This is a genomic window from Paenibacillus sp. 05T425, assembly GCF_056396205.1.
Genome location: NZ_JBFTLA010000017.1, coordinates 1 through 22,490 on the forward strand (window position 1 = coordinate 1; position 22,490 = coordinate 22,490).

A 22,490-nucleotide genomic window follows, 5' to 3' on the forward strand; every position below is an offset into this window, starting at 1 on the left:
GGGAACGCATCATACCCGGATTCGGTATGCCGGAAGTCAAAAAGAAGCTTACTGAGATGTTCGAGAGACGCTATTCACAATCTAACGATTAACCAATAACTCCCAAATCTATGGTGGGGCTGACCCCCTACCTGTAAAAACGTCAGAACATTCAGACATAACAGTTACCCATCGTCTCGATGGATATTCCTACCTTCTTACACAAACTTCTTGACGCTACCTACTTCCTTACTTCTTTTCGCATTTTTATTTCTCATTTATATTTCTTATTTAGCATTTGGTATTTCATATTTCTTAATTCTTATTTCTTTTTTCTTATTTTGTGTTTCTTATTTCTTTTTTCTTATTTCGTGTTTCTCATTTCGCTCTTCAAGTATTTTTGTTTATTACTTGTATTCTGTTTTTGCATGCTCCTACGTCCCAGTGTTGCAAATAATAAGTTTCTAGTTTTATTGTTCCCTTTTCATTCCCCCTGCCCCCTGCTCGCTTAATTGCTTCTGTATTTTACGCCTTCTCTATTCCTCATCTCATTGCTTCCCAGCTTAACCGCTGCGATCCTTGTTCATTTTTTTTGCTGCGCACTGCAATTATCTTCTAGTGTTGTCCGTGCCCTTTCCTTAGGAAATAGATAAGTGAGCTGCTTCCGTTCCTGAGCTAAGGGGAGTGTGATAAAGGATTGAAAAGCATACATAGGATCGGCCCGTTTTTGATTTTGATTACCGCCAGAAGAGATTACCTTACGTCTCACCATTAGATAGGGCTTCATTCATTCCTGAGTTGTAGGGAGAGTGTGATAAAGGCAAAAAAACACCTAATATAGAACAGCTCATATTGATGGGCCGCTCTGTATTAGGTGTTACCACTTCTAATGGCTATGGCTAACAGGGATCTAACTGCGATTATAGAGATAACGCTATTTAAGTATAACCGTGCTGTATGGTGGGATGGATAGATTGTCGTTGGTCAGCGACGCAGTGGGATCAGTTTGGTGTGCGATTGTTGTGAATGAGCCGTATCGGTCCGATGGAGTTAGAATGGCTGACTGGAGCTCGCTTGATAAATTGTGAACGACGAGAACGCGCTCCTTCTGGGTGATTCGGACGTAAAGGCTTAGCTTCGGATTAGCGGACTCAAACGTATATTCGGCGATGGTTCCGTCGCGTAGCGCAGCCTCTTCATTGCGCCACTTAATAAGCTTGCGATAGTGGCTCAGCAACGATTGTTCATCTGTTTGCTGAGCTTGCACCGATATAGCTCCTGCAGAAGTGTTGTGCTCGGAAGTCTCCCAGGTTGTTTGGCCTTCACCACCTTGAGGATCGCTATACCATACCATTGGCTCACGAATCAATTCGTCTGGCTTCGCCCCCTTCATCCCAAGTTCTTCACCGTAATAAATATACGGATTGCCAGGGAGGGTTAATAGAATGGCCGCTGCCATCTTCGCCTGCGATACATTGCCGTTCAGGACACTCATCGGTCGATTCTGATCGTGGTTACTTAGGAACGGTGCATCCACGAAGCTGCCTCCCGATGATTTCTCGTAGACGCTATATGCTCTAGCTAACGAGAAGCCGAAGTCAGCATCTCGCTCATTGGCCGCCGCGCCTAGTATGCGTCCCGCTAGATCAAAGTGGAAGGCGGAGTTAAACGCCTTATCGAAGTAAGGCGCAATGACCGATAATGAATCCCATACTTCACCAATTAAATACGCATCAGCATTTACTTCGTTCAGACCCGAGCGGAACTGCTGCCACCAGGATTGATTAGCCGCCTGCACATCCGGCGTGCTCATCGTCGATGAGAAATCGCCGTATATATGCTTGGCCGCATCCAGCCGGAAGCCGTCAACTCCTTGCTCCAGCCAATACTGGCCAATCTTTATCATTTCCTCGCGCACTTTCGGCTCATCGAAATTCAGATCGGGCATGCCTCCCCAGAAGACGCCCAAATATTTGTCAGCTCCTGACTCATGCCAAGGGTTGCCGCCTACAGCGCCATCTGCTTTTACCTTCTCGTCCTTTGTCACGATCTGATACCAATTGCGGTAAGGGCTGGCTGGATCGGCAAGCGCATCCTTGAACCAAGGATGCTCGTTGCTCGTATGGTTCACGACCAGATCCGTAATGATGCTGATGTCGCGCTTGTGCGCTTCTGCTATTAGATTCTTCAAATCGTCAAGCGTACCGTAATCGGGATTAACAGCGTAATAATCGGTCGTATCATAACCGTGATAGCTTGGAGAAGCAGTGATCGGCATCAGCCATATGCCTCCGACACCAAGCTCTTGCAAGTAATCAAGCTTGGCGGTCACTCCATTCAAGTCTCCAATACCGTCACCATTCGTATCATAGAAGGAACGGACGAATATTTCGTAGAACACTTTCCCAGGCTGCTCATCGACTGCAAGCTCTGTCTGAACTGGCCGAGCAGTGGCAGGTACAGCAGTTTCGGAAACGTTATTCGAGGGGGAATTGCTTGAACAGCCTGTTGTTATCAAAACGGCAGTCAGCAAAAGAGCTGCGGCAAGCCGCAGCCCTCTTTTTATTGAAGCTACTCGTCTCATACCGTCACCCTTTCGAAGCGCCTGATGTAAGACCCTGAACGAGAAAGCGTTGCAGCAGCACGAACAGCAGTGTAATCGGAACAGCAATGAGCACAGCGCCGGCGGCAAACATGGTGAAGTTGCTATTTTGATAAGAATTGACTAGATCCCACATACCGACTGCCAGCGTCCACTTCTCCTTCGTACGAAGCACTAGATTGGCGAATATAAAATCCACCCATGCTCCGGCGAACGTAGTAAGTGCGACGTAGATCAGGATTGGGCGACCTAGCGGCAGCATAATGCGGTAAAAGATTTGCAAATGATTGGCCCCGTCGATACGCGCCGATTCGTCCAAACTACGCGGAATCGTATCAAAGAAACCTTTGATGACAAAACCGTTGAATAATACAGCACCTGCCGCGTATACGATAATGATCGCCGCATGTGTATCAAGCAGATTAAGCTGCAGCAAGAAGATGTAAACGGGAATAAGGCTCATGAAACCCGGGAACATACYGAGTACGAGTATGGTAGATAGAATCGTCTGTCTGCCTTTGAAGCGGAAACGCGACAATGCATACATGCTTACCGTGGACAGCAATGTAGAGAAGATCATCGACAACGTTGCAATCTTCAGTGTGTTCAGGTACCATCTGCCGTACTGAAAAACTTTGGAGTGGAACAGCTCGTAGTAATGATCAAACGTGATCGTTTTCGGAAAAAAGGTAGCGCTGTACAACGACGTGCCTGGTCTAACGGAAGAAACGAGAACCCAAAGAGCAGGATAAATGCAGCAGATCGCAATCACGATGAGAAACAAATAGCTAAGCGTCAAGCGTACGCCCTTAGTCATTGGATCATATCCTCCTCTTTAAATGATTTCGTCCGGCGGTAGTTGATGATCGAGAACGATGCAATAATGATGAAAATAATGATGCCGATCGCAGATGCCATATTGAACTGGCTGTTGTTGAGCGTCAATTTGTAGAGCCACGTGACGAGCAAGTCGGTACTGCCCGCATACTGATAATCGCCGTTAACCGGGTTACCGTTCGTCAGCAGGAAGATCAGATTAAAGTTGTTAATGTTGCCCGCGAACTGAGTAATAAGAATCGGTGCTGTCGTGAATAACACGAACGGCATCGTGACGATGCGGAACTTTTGGAATGCAGATGCGCCATCAACGTCGGCTGCTTCGTAGAGATCTTTCGGAATGGCCGTCAGTACTCCCATAATTAAAACCATCGATACCGGAATACCTACCCACATATTAACGACAATCGCAGTAACCTTCGCCCAGAACGGATCGGTCAGCCATGGCAGTCCGCCAAGACCGAAGCTAGACAAGTAATTATTGATCGGCCCGAATTCGCCGTTAAATAAATTTCTCATTATTAGCAGCGATATGAGCTGCGGAATGGCATAGGGAAGAATGAATATTGTCCGCCATAGCTTCTTGAACTTCATATCCTTCTGTTCAATGATTAGCGCAACGAACAGACCGCCGAAGTAGCAAGTAATCGTAGCTACGACCGCCCATATAATCGTCCAAGTAAATACGCCTAGAAATGTTCTGCTCCAGGTCTTGAGACTAAGCAAATCAATAAACGTCTGAAAACCGACCCAGTCAACCAGCTTGGCTGGCGGAATATGTTGAGGCATCGAGTAATTCGTAAACGAGAGCAGCACCATGAATATAATCGGCATAATGGTTAGAAACAGTACGCCGAGCCCAGGCACAGCCAACATTAACAGCGGAAACTTCCGATCTGTGATGTAGGCAATGGTTTGCCTGAAGGTAGCGGATTCCTCGCCATTGTCCCTCTGCTTTCCCGTACGATACGCGTCGCGAATGTTCATCATATAAATGATAAGAAATACGACCAAAAGAAAGATAGCTATAAGTCCGTCTATTAACAGAAATATGGAATGATCCCCTTTAATTGGCTCATACATCTTGCCGACTTTCACAAATCCGCCCGTCTTCTCGCCGAGCGTCACAATTCCCCAAATGGCTTGGGCCAAATTCGGTATGAAGTATCCGAGCGAGCCGGCGCAGGTGATCAGCAAAATAAGTCCCTTCCAATATTGCCGGTTATATAACTGTCCAAGTCCCATGAATAGTCCGGACAAAACGGCCGCGGTGTTGCGATGACGATTCATACCGCCTGGCTCCCTTCCATGATGTTCACCCGCCGAAGCATTCTTCGGCGGGCGAACGATCATTCCTGTTATTGTTTATTTCGTTGCGCCGGAGTTGGCATCTTTAATTTGTTGTACCGCATTGTCGAGCGATGTTTTTGGATCTGTGCCTTTGTCCCAAATGTCGGAGAGCGCTGCGCCAACTGGCGTCCAAACGTTACCCATCTCTGGAATCGAAGGCATAGCTTGCGAATTAATGAACTGTGCTGCGAATGCACTCGAGATCTCATCCGCCTTGAACGTTGGATCTTCCATCGCTTCCTTGTTAGCAGGAATAGCGCCTGTTGCTGCGAAGTCTTTCAGTTGATTCTCTTTGTTCGATACGAAACTTGCGAATAACTTCGCAGCGTTCGGATATTTCGTGAATGTGTTAACATACCAAGCTTTAACGCCGGAGAACGATACGGCAGGTTTGCCATTAATCGTTGGCAGTGGAGCTACGCCGAAGTTAATGCCTAGGTTTTTGAAGTCGCCTACTTTCCATGGACCAGTAATCGTCATTGCGAGCGATTTATCTTGGAATTTGCCTTGGATGATGTCGGCCGAAGCATCGCCGGAGTTGATCGGCAAAATTTGTTTCAATGCTTGGTAAGCTTTCAAACCTTCTACAGCACCGTCGTTGTTCAAACCGATGTCTGCTGCATCTTGACCATTGCTGCCGAATACATAACCGCCGTTGGAGGCGAAGAAGATATAGTTAAAATAGAAGTTTCCAAGTTCCCACATGAGCGTATACTTTTTGGCTGCTGCGTCATTGAAGGTTTTGGAGAACTCCATAAGCTCTTCGAATGAAGCCGGCGGCGTTTGAACAAGGTCCTTGTTGTAAAATAAGCCATATGTCTCAACGGAACGCGGGTAGCCGTACAAAATACCGTCAACCGTTACTGCATTAACAGCAGCTTCAGCGTTGTTCGCGATGGTTTGATCGCCGTAGAAGTCGTTCGGCATAACAAGACCGGCAGCAATCGCTTTACCTAGGTTGTCATGCGGGAACGTTACAACGTCAGCGCCGATATTAGCTGGACCATCCGTAGTCAGCTTGCCAACTTGGTCCGGCGACTCTACTTCTTCGATTTTCACTGGAATGTTGTATTGGGCAGTGAATTCTTTGGCGATTTCTTCAAGCACGGTGCGTTGGTTTTTGCTATCCCACACAAGAAGCGATGCACCTTCTTCTGGAACGATATCCGTCGATTCTTCTACTGCCGGTGGCGCTTCTGTTGCGGCACCTGCGTTATTCGCTTTGTTCTCTGTGTTAGTACCGCTGTTTGCATTCTCCGTATTGCCCCCGTTATTCGTGCCTCCACATGCAGATACGATAAACAAGGCAACGATTAATGACATCACAAACCACTTTTTCATACGTAAAGATCCCCTTCCATAATGTGTTGGCTGTACTCCTGAATTACACGCCCTACTTACTCGCCAATAATCCCCTTGCACGATTAGCGCAAACGTTTGTACAAGTTTCGAGAAAAAACGACGTAAATAAGCATATTTGCTGTTTTACATCGTTTAACTGGCGGTTATTAAGTAATGTAAGCGCTCTATTCGTGTCCTCATCATACAACGCGGATGTGTTTTTGTTAAAACGTTTGCACAGTTCATTCTATCGAGAAAATAAATTGATTTCTTCGATTTTCGTCGATTTGCTTGAATTCTATTAGTTTTTCACGGTTTTTGCAACGTTTACTTAAGATATATATTTACTTTTGAGCAACAATTGCATTAGGATGAAGCATATAGAACAAACGATTGCATGATGGGGGCAGAAGTCATTATGGTAACCATTAAAGATATTGCAAAAGTCGCCGGGGTATCCCCTTCCACAGTATCCAGGGTCGTCTCCAACCACCCTAGAATAAGCAAAGAAACTTCACAAAAGGTCAAACGAATTATGGAGGAAATGGGCTATCATCCTAATGTCATGGCCAAAAGCCTCGTTTCCAAGACGACGCAAACGCTTGCTATCGTGCTCCCCCGCCCTGCCGAAGAATTGTTCCAAGACTTCTTCTTTGGTGAATTGCTTCGCGGTATATTGACGCAATCCACGAGGGCCGGCTACGATATGCTGCTTACCGCCGCAACCTCTCCGCATGATGAAACGGAAACCGTGTCCCGGCTTGTGTTCGGCAGACGGGTTGACGGTATTATTTTGCTATCGTCTAGGGTTAACGATCCTCTGATCGATATGCTCGATAAGCATAAGTTCCCTACCGTCCTTATCGGCAGAACCGATGAGCATCCGAACATCCTGTCTGTGGACAATAACAATGAACAGGCTGCTTATGATGCAACACAGCATCTTATCGTGCAAGGACATGAACGTATTGGCTTCGTCAGCGGTCCGCCAACGCTAACCGTCGCTCGGGATCGGATGCAGGGCTACCAACGCGCGCTTCGCGAGGCGAGTCTTCCGTTCCGCTCCGAATGGGTCGTTGAGGGTGAGTTCCTGCAACAAAGCGGCTATCGCGCCATGTCATTCCTAATGGGTTTGCCCGAGCGACCAAGCGGCCTTGTCGTTATCGACGACGTTGTCGGCTTCGGTGTTCTACGCGGCTTAACTGAACTGGGCTACAAAGTACCGGATGATCTAAGCCTCGTCAGCTTCAACAATATTGCGCTGTCCGAGCTGGCCCAACCGCCGATCAGTTCCATCGATATTGGAACGTACCAGCTCGGCTATACCGCTTCGCAAATGTTAATTCGCCTTATCCAGGAAGAGAGTGTACATCAGCAACGGATGATTATCCCTCATCGGTTAGTCGTACGTCAATCATCTATCCATACCGTCCCAAAAAGGAGCTAAATTTATGAATACAAACAAGCCTTATCTTATCGACGCTATAATCGGCAATTCCAAAATGCTCGCTTCGCTTGGCCGTACGGGCAGACTGTACCGCCTCTGGTGGCCGAACATCGACATGCCTCAGCATGTCGATGCCATGCGTACCGGCATAAAGCTGCCGGACAATTCCTCCGTATCATGGTTCGACAGCGAGACAGACGGCTGGAAACACGAAATCGCTTATGTTCCAAAAACGAACATTGTTAGCATCGGAGCTCGTTCTGAGCAACAGCCGATACAAGTGGAAAGCTTGCACTTTGCCGTTCCAGAGCAAGATATGCTCGTGCGAGAATACCGCTTTACAAATACGAGTGAATCAGCTGTTTCATTTGAATTCATCGTGCATTCCTCCTTCCTAGTCAGTGAAAATCGTTTGTACAATACGACGACCTTCAACGCTACTGCTGACGCTTTAATTCATTTTAGACATACGTACTTTTTTGCGTTTTCGAGTGCAAACGTATGCACGAAGTTTCAAGCAGGACTAGGCTGGGATTCCGTTCAAGAGGGGCAACTTGCCGGCAACGTCATTGATATGCGCCCGGACGGTGCTCTATCATGGCGGATTGAGCAACTTAAAGCCGGTGATTCTGTAGTTATTCCGCTTTACATTGCGGCTGGACGCGATGAGGCTAGTTCACTTGCTCAACTGGAAATAGCGAAATCTAAGGACAGCTCAGAATGGGTTAACGAAACGTCTGACTATTGGCGTCAATATTTAGCCGCTGCTGCTCCCTCCCCGGTCGCTAATGAAGATATGACCGACTTATATGAACGATCCGTTCTTATGTTCAAGCTGATGGCTGATCATCAGACAGGAAGCATTATTGCGGCTCCCGAGTTCGACGAGACATTCTCCCGCTGCGGCGGCTACTCCTATTGCTGGGGAAGAGACGCAGCGTTCATTACGACCGCTCTCGACAAGGCGGGGCTTGGTGAGCTATCTGACCGTTTCTATGCTTGGACGCTTACTTCTCAATCGCCGGACGGCTCTTGGCAGCAGCGTCATTATCATGATGGCAGCCTCGCTCCTTCCTGGGGCTTGCAAATTGACGAAGGCGCATCTATTTTATGGGGCATGTGGCAGCATTACTTGGAGGGTCACAATATTGAATTCGCCAAGCAAGTATGGCCGGCTGTCCAGAAGGGCGCTAGCTTCCTAGCCAGCTTCCTCGATCCGGAATCAGGTTTGCCGAGACCTAGCATTGACCTGTGGGAGGAGCGCGAAGCTTCCCATACCTATTCTTCAGCAGCCGTATATGGCGGGCTGACCGCCGCTGCTAGCTTCGCCCACCTGCTGGGCAATAATGAGGCCGCAGAACAATGGTCTTCTGCCGCTAATCAGATTTCTGCCGCTATCCTTGAGAGCGGATGGAATGAGGAGCGCAACAGCTTTTATCGCGGCTTAAACATTTCGGTAKGTGCATCCGCATACGAGGAAGCAGTCGCATCAGGCAAGGATGCTTCCATCATCGAGCTCGACAAAGGTTATCGCAAATATACGCTGCGGCATGATCCGATGATTGACATCAGCCTTCTAGGCATATCGATTCCGTTCAACGCCGTACCTAAGGATCACGACTATATGCAGCGTACTGCCGATTCGATTGAAGCGGCGCTTACTGTGCCGGGTGTCGGCGGCATTAAGCGTTACGAAAACGATCATTACATCGGCGGGAATCCGTGGATTCTTACAACGCTTTGGCTGGCACACTATCGCATCCAAACTGGCAGCTTGGATAAGGCGAGGGAACTGCTGCGATGGTCAATTGAGCACCGCACCGAAACAGGCTTATTGCCTGAGCAGGTAGACAAGGAAACAGGCGCAACCGCTTGGGTCGTGCCGCTTACGTGGTCTCACGCCATGTACGTATTAGCGATCTTTATGCTGGCGGAAGCTGAAGAGAAAGAAGCAGCCGCCCAGCAATTGCAAGGAACTAACAAGCTATAAGTCAATTGATGCGAAAACGGAAGAGAGCTGCTCTCTTCCGTTTTTTTGTATGATATGCATTGACAATTCCCTTTTAGTTTGTAATAATTATAAATAAGGAATTGATCTAAATATTTATGATTGGTTAGTTATATTAGTCTGCATTAGCTAAATAGATGTATGGATTTCCCATTAGCTACAAACACTACTTTTCGGAAAGGATGATCGAAATGAGTACGATACAACAACATTTGAACCGTCAAATTGCCAACTGGAGCGTCCTGTACATTAAGCTGCACAATTACCATTGGTATGTGAAAGGCCCGCAATTTTTCACCTTGCATGAGAAATTCCAGCTCTTCTACGAAGAAGCCGCACTGCATGTTGACGAAATAGCTGAGCGCCTGCTTGCCGTGAAGGGCCAGCCGCTAGCGAGAATGAGCGACTACCTATCGGCCGCAAGCATTAAGGAAGCGTCCGGCGAAGAAACAGCCGAGCAAATGGTCGATCAATTGATCGCCGACTTCACCATAATTATTGGTGAACTAAAGGAAGGCATGGAAGCTGCTCAAGCGGCAGGCGACGAAACAACCGCCGATATGCTGCTCGCGATCCATACTACACTCGAGAAACATGTGTGGATGCTGAGCGCATTTAACGGAAGATAACTTGAATTGTAGTTGTGATACGATGAATCAGAAAAGCGGATGAGCTTAGGCTCATCCGCTTTTCTGATTCATTATTTAGACAAACTTGACTATGCAGCTCCCGAGTTTTTGTTCGCCCCAAAAACCTTCCAAAGTGTCGCCATCCGCCAGCGCGGCTACGCCAGCAGGAGTGCCGGTATAAATGATGTCCCCCGCTCCAAGGCCGTAGTTCGTTCCTATAAACTCAACGAGAGTAGCAATATCGAAGATCATATCGGCAGCTTGGCCTCGCTGTGCCTCTTGGCCGCTGCGAATGAGCGTAAAGGTTTGCTGTTCGATTGCGGCTTGACCAGGGTAATCGATCCACGCTCCGAGCGGCGCTGAACCTTTGAAGCCTTTGGCAGGAAGCCAAGGCTCGCCTTTCGCTTTAATCTTCGACTGCACATCTCGTAATGTCAGATCGAGTCCAAGCGTCATGCCGCTGATGATCTCGTCTGCATGGATGCCAGGCTCGTAGTCACGCCCGATTCGAAGAACAATCTCCAACTCAAAATGAATCTCGCCTACACCGCTCGGCAGTTCAACAATGTTGCCATTCATAGGAGCAAGCGCATGTGTCGGCTTTGTAAATACCATAGGGGATGTCGGAACAGCGTTCCCGAGCTCCAATGCGTGCAGCCGGTAATTGCGGCCAATGCAATAGATGTTGCGAATATCGTTAGCGCTCATGGTTGAGTGAGCCTCCCTTTATTTGTTCTGTGCGGCGATCTTCTCCGCCAATTCGTTCAGTTCCGTCCAGCGATCCATCAGTTGCTCCAGCTTCTCTTCCAATTGCTGCTGCTCGGCGGCCAGTTCCTGCAGACGCACCGAATCGCTGCTAGCAGCTTCCATATGCTCGGCAACCTTAGCTAGCTCTGCTTCAGCCGCTTCAATCCACCCGTCGATCTGCTCGTAATCCTTCTGCTCTTTGTACGACATCTTCAACGCCCGCTCCTTGCTGCCCTGCTTAGAGGTTTCCTCAGATTGCGGCGTTCCCGCTGCCTTCGATGACGATTTGGCTGATCCGGCAGCTGATCCGGCAGATGCGGCCGATCCAGCCCCGTCCCGCTTCGCGATCGTCTCCTGATAGTCCGAGTAATTGCCCGTGTGATGCGTAATAACGCCCTCACCCTCGAAGGCAATAATTTTGTCAACCGTCCGATCCAGGAAGTAGCGGTCATGGGAGACAACAAATACGACGCCCGGGAAATCGTCCAAATAGTCTTCGAGAACGGTCAGTGTCGCTATGTCGAGATCATTCGTCGGTTCGTCGAGAAGCAGCACGTTTGGTGCGTTCATCAGTACTCTCAGCAGCTGCAAGCGGCGTTTCTCGCCGCCGGACAGCTTCGCGATCGGCGTCCATTGCATTGTCGGCGAGAACAAGAAACGCTCCAGCATTTGCCCAGCGGAAATGAGCGAGCCGTCAGCCGTCTTTACCTGCTCGGCATCCTCACGAATGTATTCGATGACTCTTAATGACTCGTTCATTTCTTCATGCTCTTGTGAAAACCAGCCAAGCTTCACTGTCGGCCCGATATCAACGGTCCCTTCATCAGGCCTCAGCTTCCCGGCAATCAACTTCAGCAGCGTCGACTTGCCGCTGCCGTTGCGGCCAACGATGCCGACCCGATCCTCCGGTACGGCAATGTAGCTGAAGTCTCGAATCAACTTGCGACTGCCGTAGCTCTTCGCCACATCTTCGATCTCCACGATCTTACGTCCGAGTCTGGAGGATGCAACCGATACATCGAGCTTGCCCCCAGCTTGCTTCGGCGCATCTGCCTTCAGCGCCTCGAAGCGGTCGATACGCGCCTTCTGCTTCGTCGTCCGCGCCTTCGCGCCACGGCGAATCCAAGCGAGTTCATTGCGCAGCAAGTTCTGGCGCTTCGACTCGGAAGCGGCCTCCCGCTCCTCGCGCTCCAGCTTCAGTTCAAGGAAACGGCTGTAGTTGGCTTGGTAGAAATGCGCCTTTCCCTTATCTAATTCAATTACCCGATTGCTGACGCGATCGAGGAAATACCGATCATGCGTAATCATAAGCAGCGCGCCGCGCCGCTTCTGCAGCATGCCTTCCAGCCAAGCGACGGAATCGTTGTCGATATGGTTCGTCGGCTCGTCCAGAATGAGCACGTCGGACGGCTGCAGCAGCGCCGCAGCCATCGCGACCCGCTTGCGCTGTCCGCCGGAGAGCGTGCCGACCTTCGCTTCATAGTCGTAAATACCGAGCTTCGAGAGCGCGACCTTCGCGTCGTTCTCCAATTGCCAAGCATCCAGCTCATCCATCTTCTGATTCGCTGCGATCAACTGCTCCTGAAGCGCCGTGTCGTTCGGCTTCCGTTCAATAGCCTCCATCGCCGCGGCATAAGCCCGCACGGCGCGAAGCTGCGGCGACTGGCCGCCGAGCACGTGCTCCAGCGCCGTCTCCTCCGGTTCGAATGCCGGGTCCTGCGCCAGCATTCGAACCGTGACACGCCCGCCGATTGCCACAGAACCGGCATCGGCAGGCTCTATTCCGGCAATGACCTTCAGGAAGGTCGACTTGCCGGTACCGTTCACGCCGATAATGCCTACTTTATCGCCGTCTTCAAGTCCGAACGTCACGTCCTCGAATAACAGCTTCTCGCCATAGCTTTTCGTTATATGTTCAACCGATAATAAATGCATAAGACAAACCTACTTTTTTCGTTATTAGAAATAGGCTGCTGCTTGCTGTGCAACCATTCGTATCATACCATAATCGGACGCGATCTTCACTTCGAAACGGATGTTGGCGCTCCTATCATCGCCACTGCCCAAGATGCCGATATAATAGGTATATGAGAGGAGTGATTCTGCATGAATAACCCCTATCTGTTCATCTTCACCGGCACAAGCGGCTCTGGGCGCAAGACGTCCGCACACCGCGCGCTGCAAGGCAGCGGCATCGTTCATATCGCTTCCTTCACTGACCGCCCGCCGCGCAATAAAGAGCGCCCCGATGCCGACTACCGCTACGTAACCGAGCAGCAGTTCGATAGCTTGTACCATAATGATTTTTTCGCGGAATTTGTTCGCATCGATCATCACCGCTACGGCATCGGCAGACGCGACCTCGATCAAGCGATGAACAGCGGCAAGAGCGTCTACATTATCCTGAACAGCGAAGGCACTGAACGCATTCGCAGCCTGTATGGCGAACGCGCCGTACGCATCTTCATTTATACGGATAAGCAAACCGTGTCCGAACGTCTCGAGAGCAAAGGAACAAGCTTCGAGATCATGGACAACTATTTGAGCCACTACACGGAAGAAGTGACTTACCGCAAACATTGCGAGCACATTATCGAAAATATGACGATTGATCGAACCGTCGAGCAAATAAAAGCGATTGTGAGCCGTTATCTCGGCTCGAAATCGTGACGTTTGCCGAGCACGGTACGGACACAAGAAGCCGGGTGCAGACTCCTTATGGAGCAGTACCCGGCTTCTTTTTGTACAAGGCTATTCGTTAGCGCTTGCCAATCATATTCTCAGGACGAACGAATTCGTCGAATTGCTCAGACGTGAGCAGGCCGCTTGCAATAGCCGACTCCTTCAGCGTAAGGCCTTTCTTATGGGCATTCTTCGCAATTGCAGCCGCGTTCTCATAGCCGATATGCGGGTTGAGCGCGGTTACGAGCATTAGCGATTGATCCAGGTTGCGCTTGATAACCGCTTCGTTCGGCTCAATGCCGACCGCGCAGTTGTCGTTGAACGATACCATGGCATCAGCCATAAGCGCGACCGATTGCAGGAAGTTATAAATAATGACCGGCTTGAACACGTTGAGCTCGAAGTTGCCTTGGCTTGCCGCCATGCCGATCGCCGTATCGTTGCCGATAACTTGGCATACAGCCATTGTAATCGCTTCGCTTTGGGTTGGATTAACTTTGCCCGGCATGATGGAGCTGCCCGGCTCGTTCTCGGGAATAACGATTTCGCCGATGCCGCAACGCGGACCGCTTGCCAGCCAGCGAACATCGTTCGCAATCTTCATGAGGTCAGCCGAAAGCGCCTTGATCGCACCATGCGTGTACACGATTTGGTCATGGCTTGTAAGCGAGTGGAACTTGTTAGCTGCCGTAATGAAGGTTTTGCCTGTCAAAGCCGTCACTTCTTCGGCTACCGCTACCGCGTAGTCCGGATGTGCATTAAGGCCTGTACCTACTGCCGTGCCGCCGAGCGCCAGGTCGCGCATCGTTTCTACGCTTTGAACGAGCATTGCGCGCGTACGGTCAAGCATCGAATACCAGCCGCTAATTTCTTGGCCAAGCGTAATTGGCGTCGCGTCTTGCAGATGCGTACGGCCGATTTTCACCAAATCAGCGAACTTCTCCGACTTCGCGCGAAGCGTTCCGTTCAGGAGGTCAAGCGCGGGCAAGAGGCGATCTTCAAGCGCAATTACGCCGGCAATATGCATCGCTGCAGGGAATGTATCATTGGAGCTTTGGGAGCGGTTCACGTCGTCATTCGGGTGAATGCGAGCTTCGCTGCCTCTCTCCTGAAGAATTTGGTTGGCGCGGTTCGCAACAACCTCATTCACGTTCATGTTCGTTTGCGTGCCGCTGCCTGTCTGCCATACGACGAGAGGGAAATGCTCATCCCATTTGCCAGCCAATACTTCGTCAACCGCTTCGCCGATAACAGCCGCTTTCTCTGCATCGAGTACGCCTAGCTTATTGTTGGCAAACGCGGAAGCTTTCTTAATAATAGCCATCGCATAGACGACTTCGATCGGCATGCGCTCTCCGCTGATTTTAAAGTTTTGCAGGCTGCGTTGCGTTTGCGCGCCCCATAGCTTGTCTGCAGGAACTTTAATCTCACCCATTGTGTCCTTCTCAATCCGATAATCCATTCGCCTAACGACTCCTTCTGATCTATGATTGGTCTCTCTTAAACAGTCCTGTTTCTGTTATAACGCTATTCGCCGTCAGAAGCAAGCTTGCCAGCGCTGTTTAGCTCCGTTGCAGCCTGCCATCCCTCGTGGTCATGGGGATAAATACAGCCCTTTCCTCCGTCAGCTTGTTCGGAGCATGAATAGACAACATCAGTTGCCCCTCGAACGTGCGGAACAGCATGCCGTGACCGCCGTCCTCCGCGAATAAAGGCGTTTCGTCCTGCAGCCATGGCCCTTCAATCTTTCCCGACTCCGAACGGGCAATGCCAATCGCATAGCCGGTCTTCGAGCCGCTGGACCAAAGCATGTGCAGCTCCCCACTCTCCGTATGGTACAAGTATGGACCGTCCGTCACATAGTTCGAGGAGTCCTTGCCCGCGGCAGACCATGGCGCCTGCGAAGCCGTGAACAGCAAGATCGGTTCGCCGGCCGCCTCACGGAGATCGTCCGACAGAGGAATCGCGCACATTTTGCCATCCTGAACCTGAATCCATTCATGACAGAACACCATCCACGGTTTGTTGTCTGGGTCTACGTAAAGCGTCCCATCCAGACACTCCCAATCCTCCGGCGTGACCGGCTTGTCCGTTAACGTGCGGAACGGTCCAAGCGGATGCTCGGCGGCGAGCACCTGCGTGCCGCGGCAGCGATCCTCCGACTTGAAAGAAGCGAACATATAATAACAATCATTGTATGCATAGACCTCCGGCGCCCAAAAATTCCGATCCGCCCAAAAATCCGGCTCTGGACGAAACGCCTGGAAAGGCCCTTCCCAGTTATCCAGATCTCTGCTGCTATAGACGTCGAAGCCCGTACCCGGGCCGCCCCATGTATTGAGATCGGTCGAACCGTACATATAATACAAACCATCGTTTTGAATAGGCAATATAAAAGGGTCCCGAATTCGGATTTGCTCACGTTTCAGCATGACGTAATTCTCCTCTTCAACTATATATGTATACAAAAGCGCCATTCGGAGTTTGTTGCCCCTATGGCGCTTATTATTTCTATTTGCCGCTAAAGGCCTTTCGCTTCGCGATAAGCAGCGATATAGGCTGCTGCCTTCTTCTCGATCAGCGAGAAGTCGCCCGTCTTCACCGCATCCTTCGTCAAGTCGGAACCAATACCTACCGCAACTGCTCCGGCCTTGATCCAATCCTTCAGGTTATCAAGCGATACGCCGCCCGTAGGCATAATGTTCGCTTGCGGCAACGGTCCTTTGATGGATGGAATGACGCTTGGAGAGTAGAGGTTGCCCGGGAACAGCTTCACCACGTCAACGCCCAGCTCAAGCGCGCTTTGAATTTCGTGAATCGTCATTGTGCCCGGCATAACGGGAATCGCATAACGGTTGCAAAGCTTAATCGTGTCCGGGTTTAACGCCGGCGCAACCACATATTCGGCGCCTGCCAATATCGCTGCGCGAGCCGTCTCCGGATCAAGCACCGTGCCCACGCCAATAATAGCGAAGTTATCCGCATCAGGCGATACATCGCTCGAGTATTCCTTCGATAATTGCTCAATTGCGCGGAGCGCGAATGGAACGGTCATCGTAATCTCAATCGCTTTAATGCCGCCTTTGATTGCACGGCGCGCCATTTCTGCTACTTCCTCCGGGGAGTCTGCGCGCAATACGGCTACAACACCCGCTTCTGTAAGCTGCTGCAGCACCTTAAGCTTCTTCATCCTGTTAGCCCCTTTTCCCTTTGTGTTCCTATTTGTTCGAAAATGTTCGTTCTATTGCCCATTATAGGCGGTTTAGAGCAAATCTTCAATCTTTGTTCGGTTTCGTATAATCGATTTCCAAAAACTTCTCCACTTCCGTTGCCCAGCGTTCTTGAACGAATTGCTGGTGAAGCGGATGCTCGTTGTACGCCTCATAATCGGCCTGACTTGCGAACTCCATGGCGAAGCCGTAATCATAGTCGTTTTTCACACTAACCTGGTTATAGACGTGGAAGTTAGAAACTACCGGAATCGAAGTCAATATCCGTTCCCCATCCGCTAGAAACTTGCGTGCTGCCTCCGATCCTTTCTCATGCTTCAAACTAAAAATAACCGAATGCAATATCCACTGCTTATTCGTTTCCGACATCGATATCTCTCCTCTAATCTAGCTAATTTTATAGTTTTAAAATACCATAAATAGGCTGGCGAGAGCTAGCTTCGCACAGACTGAATATACAGCCACGCAACTTACGCAAATTTTCGAATAAACGCTGACAGACAGTTGTCAGGGTTCAGCGGTTATAATCAAGACTATACTAGTAAAATCCGAATCTTCAATTAGAGGTGATAGGCAATGAGGACACTCACTGAGCGAGAACTGAACCGCGCGCTGCTCGCGAGGCAGATGCTGCTGCAGCGGGAGAGCATCACTCCGCTCGAAGCGATCAAGCGGCTTGTCGCCATTCAAGCGCAGGCGCAAGACCCGCCGTATTACGCGCTATGGACGCGGCTTGAGAGCTTCAAGCAGGAGCAGCTGTCGCAATTGCTGCTCGACCGCCAAGTCGTGCGCATCGCGCTTCACCGCTCCACGATCCATCTCGTTACTGCGGAGGATTGCCTCTCCTTCCGTACCATTCTGCAGTCTATGCTGGAGCGCAGCCTTCACAGCCCGATGCGCAACAGCCTTACCGACTCGGAGCGTCGGGAGCTTCTCTCCTGCGCGCGTACGCTAACCGAAGAGAAGCCGCGAACGCTCGACGAGCTCGGCAAGCTCCTCGCCGAGAAGCTGCCCGGCTACGCCAATGCGGATCTGGCTAACGCCGCCCGCAATCTGCTTCCGCTCGTGCAGGTGACGCCGCGCGGCATTTGGGGCGCCGGCGGCCAAGCATACCACACGACTGCCGAAGCATGGCTTGGCAAGCCGCTTGCAACAGAAGCAGCGCCGGACGACATGCTCCGGCGCTACCTGGCTGCTTATGGCCCTGCCTCCATCAAGGATATGCAAGTATGGTCGGGCATGACCAAGCTCAAAGAAACGATGGAGCGCATGCGTCCCACCTTGCGCACCTTCCGCGACGAGCAAGGCGTGGAGTTGTTCGACGTGCCGGATGCGCCGCTGCCTGACGGAGACACGCCAGCTCCGCCGCGCTTTTTATCCGAATTCGACAACATGCTGCTCTCCTACGCCGACCGCAGCCGCATTATGGACGATTCGTACAAACCGCTCGTCTTCACGGTCAACGGCATTATCCGCTCCACCTTCCTCATCGACGGCTTCGTTCGAGGACTATGGAAGCTGGAGCAGCGCAAAGGCGAAGCTACCTTGAGCATCCAGCCATTCGAGCCGATCGGCTCGGAGGAGGAACGGTCCGAGCTCACCCTCGAAGGCGAAAAACTGCTCAAATTCGCAGTCGGGGACGATTGCTCGCACCGTATCCTTTTCCTATAATTGCACGCTCTGCTCCTGCTCGCCGCCAGCCGGTCTTCCTGCTGTTMGCGCTTTACCGCTGAGCGTCAAATATGTCCACATCCGCAGAACTCGCTCCAAAGGACCATTCTTGAGCCGCCGCAGCATGAAGCTCGTTGCGACTGCCTGCAAACTATAGATCAACAAAGCGAGCAGCAAGCCGCCCAGCACGCCGATATCGCCGAACCAGCCTAACCCATAACCATAAAATATCGTCGTGCAAATGACGGTCTGCATAATATAATTCGTCATCGACATCCGCCCAATGCCCTCGAAGGCTGATACGATGATATTGCCCTTAGCCAACGATCCGAGCACAGCCGCCATCGTAAAGATATACCCTAAGGCGAGTACCAGCCCGCCTACCATTATCAACGCGTAACTCCATGACGTTGACATCTGCCATACCGCGACCGTTTTCAATGCTAATCCAATCGGGACGAACAAGAGGGCACGCTTTGCATTCGCAATGCGCTCACGCAATGGGTTGTGGAACCATTGCTTACGAGCGGCAGCAATGCCGAATAAGAACATCGGCAGCAGCATGAGCGGCGTAATGACAACGGATACCAAGATGACGCCTAACGGCAATCCAAGCGGATCTTCATTTAGCCGAAACTCCATAATTTCCGCATGGCTGCCTCCCCCATATACGGAAATCGACCGCTCCACGTATTCGCTCATTCGGGCAATCCCTTCCGCCGTCTCTTCCTCCGGCACGAGACCCGTTAACAGCATCACCGAGCATAATGCAATTCCCCAGATGACAAGCGTCTTGACCTTACGATTCACGAACAGGAGCAAGACGAAGCCCGTAACGCCATAAGCGAGCAGAATGTCGCCTTCCCACAAAAACAGACTATGCAGCAACCCGAATCCGATCAGCAGCAGAAAACGTCTGACAAGCGGAGCCCCCGGCCGCAGCCCTCTCTGAACCAAGCCCTCTCTCAGCTTGAACAAGCTGTATCCGAACAGGAACATGAAGATCGGCATGAAGCTTCCTTCCACGAATACAGTCAACAGCTTATGCATCCCTATATCCAGACTTGATGGATCGAAGTGCTCCATTTCATCCTTGCCGTAAATCCCATACTGGAAAATAAGCATGTTCGAAATCAAGATTCCAAGTAAACTAAACCCGCGGATCGTATCGATTATTCGCACGCGATTTCCCGTTTCCAACCTATCGTTCATCCTCTCATCACCTCGATCCCATCGTAATCCTTCCCTCTGAACTTGAAACAAACAACACCGAAACATTACCTTAATTTTTCCAAAACCGTTCAACTCCCGTTAAGGTTTATATGCTAGCATGATGTTATACAGCTTATTAAAAGGCGGGATTTCCTTATGTACCATCATCGAATCGTAATCGTCGATGACGAGCTCTCCATTGTGAAAATGGTCCAGCTTGTGCTTCAAAAAGAAGGCTTCCAGCATATTCATACGGCCAGCAGCTGTGCGGAGGCGCTCAGTTCCATCGCCCGCCACGGAGCGGATATTGTGCTGCTCGACATTATGCTGCCGGATGGCAGCGGCCTTGAGCTTTGCTCGAAAATCCGAGCTTTCGGCAATCCTCATATTTTGTTCATGACGGCCAAAGCATCCGACCTTGATATATTAACAGGCTTCGCGATGGGTGGCGACGATTATATTACGAAACCTTTCAACCCGCTGGAGATTGCAGCCCGTATTAAAGCAAGGCTGCGACGGCTCGACGAAACGAACGGCTTCATCCCCTTGTCGAGAGAGCTGCCACTGCACACGCCGCACTCCACCGCTCCTCTTGTATATCGCTATGGTCGATTCCAATTAAGCGAAGCTGCCGGCGAGCTGCTTATCGACGGCACCTCGGTGCCCTGCCCCGCGCAGGAATTTCAACTGCTGCTGCACTTCTGCAAGCATCCGGGCATCGTTTTCTCGAAGGCGCAGCTCTATGAAACGGTTTGGGGAATGGACGGACTAGGGGACGACAACACCGTCATGGTCCATATCCGCCGCCTTCGCGAGCGCATTGAGCTTGATCCTAGCGTACCTACTCGTCTGCTAACCGTTCGCGGACTCGGCTACAAATTGTCAAAAGAGCAGGCAAACGTATGAAGGTCGGACGACGGATGGCCTTTCACTTTACCTATCAGCTGCTCATTAATTCAGTGTTCCTGCTCATAGCCGTGCTCGTCATTTTCATGATTCTATACAATCAGTTGTCCAACAACGAGATTAAACGCAACTTTCCTTCCGGCGCGCTTGATTCCATCGTCTCCGAAACCTATTACGAAGACGGCGTCGTGACGCTTCCGGCTCATTGGAAGAGCTTCATCACCGAGCATCAGGTTTGGCTGCAGGTCGTGGATGAGAACGGGAAAGTGGTTTATGCATGGAATACAGAGGCTCAGCAGCCTACCTCCTATTCAGCCGCTGAGCTGCTGACGATATCGGACACGGGGAGATATGATCATTTTGCGGTAGAGACCGAATTCGATCTTACTTATTCGTCTCCTATTCTGTTCCTGCTTGGCTACGAAACCGAACAGCTGGAGCTGTTGACGGGATGGTTCGACCGCTATCAGAAAGATGGGCTAGTCGCCGAAGAGCATCTGCCTGACATGCATGCCGAGCTGCTGCAATCCGGCAGCACCTTAACGATTATTGATCGTTTGGGCAAAATCATTCAAAAGATCGGCGCGTCTCGGACCGACTCCGGCGTCCAAAGCTATGCGCCGCTCGAAGTGCTCGCCATGCGCCAAGCGCCAGGCGAATACGACGCTGCGATTACCGTCTATCAACATGACGATCAATCGCCGACGTGGATTGTCCATGCCCCGATAGAGCCGGGAGTGCTCAAGCATCAGCCCGTCATGCAGGGTATTATTCGTTTATTGATTGGGATCGGCATCGCTTTTCTTTTACTCTCCATCGGTATTACGACGTGGCACGGCTACCGTTACGGCCAACCGCTCATAATGTTCAGCGGATGGTTCGAGCGCATGGAGCAAGGATACTACGAGGAAGTATTGACGAGTCGTGACCGGCGACGCGTATTCCGCAAGAACGGCAAGCTGCGAATGCGCTATCGTCTGTATAAAGAGGTCATCCGGTCCTTCTATCGAATGGCCGAGAAGCTGGCACAGACGGAGAAAGACCGTGCCGAGCTGGAGAGAACGCGCGAGGAATGGATGAGCGGCATATCCCATGACTTGCGTACGCCGCTTGCTACCATCCAAGGCTATGGCTACATACTGGAGAGCCCCTCCTCTGACTGGAATCAGGAGGAGCTGCGCGAGATGGGACGCATGATTCGCCAGAAAGGCGACTACATGCTGGAGCTTGTGACCGATTTCTCTCACGTATACCAGTTAAAGCATCACTCGGAAGCTGTGGAGCGGCATGAGTTGGAGCTTGGCGAGCTGATCCGCAGAGCCGTGCTTAAGTATGTCAACGACGCAACATTGACGGGATACGAGTTCATTTATGAAGACGACGAGCTGCCTATTCCGCTTATCAGTAATGCCACTTGGCTGAACCGCCTCTTGGATAACCTATTGTCGAATGCGGTGAAGCATAATCGTCCCGGCACAACGATCACCGTCACGACGGGAATGATCAATGACGAGCCCTTTATTAAAGTAGCGGACAATGGACAAGGGATGGACGAAGAAACGAGCCGCAAGCTGTTTGATCGTTATTATCGAGGCACGAATACCGATCAATCGTCCGCAGGCTCCGGTCTTGGCATGAGCATTGCGAAGATGATTGTAGAAGCCCATCACGGACGTATCGAGGTGCGGTCAGCGCCGGGCAGCGGCACGGAAATCAGCATTTTTTTCACGGTAGCAACGAAATAAGAGCCCTTTATAGGGCTCTTTACTTGTTATTAAAGGCTGACTATAGCTACAACCTATAAACAATATAACTTTTATATATTTCCACAAATATTGCTCCTTGTGTA

The 22,490-nt window shown here is 50.7% G+C and carries 18 protein-coding genes; 7 read left to right on the plus strand and 11 right to left on the minus strand.

Going from position 1 to position 22,490, the window contains the following annotated elements:
- Positions 1-913: 913 nt before the first annotated feature.
- From AC1DF0_RS27785 to AC1DF0_RS27800, 4 genes are all read right to left on the minus strand, one after another.
- Positions 914-2,563 carry an alpha-amylase family glycosyl hydrolase gene (locus AC1DF0_RS27785; RefSeq protein ID WP_477576576.1) on the minus strand — a complete coding sequence of 550 codons (1,650 nt, stop codon included), beginning with the start codon at positions 2,561-2,563 and terminating at the stop codon, positions 914-916.
- Between the two features lie 4 nt (positions 2,564-2,567).
- Complete coding sequence (locus tag AC1DF0_RS27790) at positions 2,568-3,398, minus strand: sugar ABC transporter permease (protein WP_477576578.1); 831 nt, start codon at positions 3,396-3,398, stop codon at positions 2,568-2,570.
- A complete protein-coding gene (locus AC1DF0_RS27795) occupies positions 3,395-4,708 on the minus strand; it encodes a carbohydrate ABC transporter permease (RefSeq protein WP_477576580.1) in 1,314 nt (437 codons plus the stop codon). The genes AC1DF0_RS27790 and AC1DF0_RS27795 overlap by 4 nt, the downstream gene beginning before the upstream one ends.
- Positions 4,709-4,783: 75 nt before the next feature.
- Positions 4,784-6,109: a sugar ABC transporter substrate-binding protein gene (locus tag AC1DF0_RS27800; protein WP_477576582.1), complete on the minus strand. Its 1,326-nt coding sequence runs from the start codon at positions 6,107-6,109 to the stop codon at positions 4,784-4,786.
- A 418-nt stretch (positions 6,110-6,527) separates the two neighbouring features.
- Here AC1DF0_RS27800 and AC1DF0_RS27805 point away from each other — a divergent pair, with 418 nt between their 5' ends.
- From AC1DF0_RS27805 to AC1DF0_RS27815, 3 genes are all read left to right on the plus strand, one after another.
- Entirely contained in the window at positions 6,528-7,556 is a 1,029-nt protein-coding gene (locus tag AC1DF0_RS27805; protein ID WP_477576584.1) for a LacI family DNA-binding transcriptional regulator, read from the plus strand.
- 4 nt (positions 7,557-7,560) lie between these two features.
- Complete coding sequence (locus tag AC1DF0_RS27810) at positions 7,561-9,546, plus strand: glycoside hydrolase family 15 protein (protein ID WP_477576586.1); 1,986 nt, start codon at positions 7,561-7,563, stop codon at positions 9,544-9,546.
- A 209-nt stretch (positions 9,547-9,755) separates the two neighbouring features.
- On the plus strand, positions 9,756-10,193 hold the full coding sequence (locus tag AC1DF0_RS27815; RefSeq protein ID WP_477576588.1) for a Dps family protein: 438 nt from the start codon (positions 9,756-9,758) through the stop codon (positions 10,191-10,193).
- Positions 10,194-10,268: 75 nt separating this feature from the next.
- Here the strand turns inward: AC1DF0_RS27815 and AC1DF0_RS27820 are convergent, their stop codons facing one another.
- Both AC1DF0_RS27820 and AC1DF0_RS27825 read right to left on the minus strand, forming a co-directional pair.
- Entirely contained in the window at positions 10,269-10,901 is a 633-nt protein-coding gene (locus tag AC1DF0_RS27820) for a fumarylacetoacetate hydrolase family protein (protein WP_477576590.1), read from the minus strand.
- Between the two features lie 18 nt (positions 10,902-10,919).
- Complete coding sequence (locus AC1DF0_RS27825) at positions 10,920-12,875, minus strand: ABC-F family ATP-binding cassette domain-containing protein (protein ID WP_477576592.1); 1,956 nt, start codon at positions 12,873-12,875, stop codon at positions 10,920-10,922.
- Between the two features lie 171 nt (positions 12,876-13,046).
- On the opposite strand from AC1DF0_RS27825, the gene AC1DF0_RS27830 reads away from it, so the two are divergent.
- Complete coding sequence (locus tag AC1DF0_RS27830; RefSeq protein ID WP_477576594.1) at positions 13,047-13,610, plus strand: guanylate kinase; 564 nt, start codon at positions 13,047-13,049, stop codon at positions 13,608-13,610.
- A gap of 88 nt (positions 13,611-13,698) precedes the next feature.
- Here the strand turns inward: AC1DF0_RS27830 and fumC are convergent, their stop codons facing one another.
- From fumC to AC1DF0_RS27850, 4 genes are all read right to left on the minus strand, one after another.
- A complete protein-coding gene (fumC, locus tag AC1DF0_RS27835) occupies positions 13,699-15,084 on the minus strand; it encodes a class II fumarate hydratase (RefSeq protein ID WP_337100263.1) in 1,386 nt (461 codons plus the stop codon).
- Between the two features lie 100 nt (positions 15,085-15,184).
- On the minus strand, positions 15,185-16,054 hold the full coding sequence (locus AC1DF0_RS27840) for a glycoside hydrolase family 43 protein (RefSeq protein ID WP_477576596.1): 870 nt from the start codon (positions 16,052-16,054) through the stop codon (positions 15,185-15,187).
- Between the two features lie 89 nt (positions 16,055-16,143).
- A complete protein-coding gene (locus AC1DF0_RS27845; RefSeq protein ID WP_307475582.1) occupies positions 16,144-16,812 on the minus strand; it encodes a bifunctional 2-keto-4-hydroxyglutarate aldolase/2-keto-3-deoxy-6-phosphogluconate aldolase in 669 nt (222 codons plus the stop codon).
- Between the two features lie 85 nt (positions 16,813-16,897).
- Positions 16,898-17,221, minus strand: coding sequence for a Dabb family protein (locus AC1DF0_RS27850; protein WP_477576599.1), 324 nt, complete (start codon positions 17,219-17,221; stop codon positions 16,898-16,900).
- Between the two features lie 207 nt (positions 17,222-17,428).
- Between AC1DF0_RS27850 and AC1DF0_RS27855 the strand changes: the two genes are divergently transcribed.
- The gene (locus AC1DF0_RS27855; protein WP_477576601.1) at positions 17,429-18,523 is read left to right on the plus strand and encodes a winged helix DNA-binding domain-containing protein; all 1,095 of its coding nucleotides are present in this window, start codon (positions 17,429-17,431) and stop codon (positions 18,521-18,523) included.
- Here the strand turns inward: AC1DF0_RS27855 and AC1DF0_RS27860 are convergent.
- Positions 18,518-19,735: a DUF418 domain-containing protein gene (locus AC1DF0_RS27860; protein WP_477576603.1), complete on the minus strand. Its 1,218-nt coding sequence runs from the start codon at positions 19,733-19,735 to the stop codon at positions 18,518-18,520. The genes AC1DF0_RS27855 and AC1DF0_RS27860 overlap by 6 nt on opposite strands.
- Positions 19,736-19,891: 156 nt before the next feature.
- Between AC1DF0_RS27860 and AC1DF0_RS27865 the strand changes: the two genes are divergently transcribed.
- Positions 19,892-20,641: a response regulator transcription factor gene (locus AC1DF0_RS27865; protein ID WP_477576605.1), complete on the plus strand. Its 750-nt coding sequence runs from the start codon at positions 19,892-19,894 to the stop codon at positions 20,639-20,641.
- On the plus strand, positions 20,638-22,386 hold the full coding sequence (locus tag AC1DF0_RS27870) for a sensor histidine kinase (protein WP_477576607.1): 1,749 nt from the start codon (positions 20,638-20,640) through the stop codon (positions 22,384-22,386). The genes AC1DF0_RS27865 and AC1DF0_RS27870 overlap by 4 nt, the downstream gene beginning before the upstream one ends.
- Positions 22,387-22,490 lie beyond the last annotated feature (104 nt).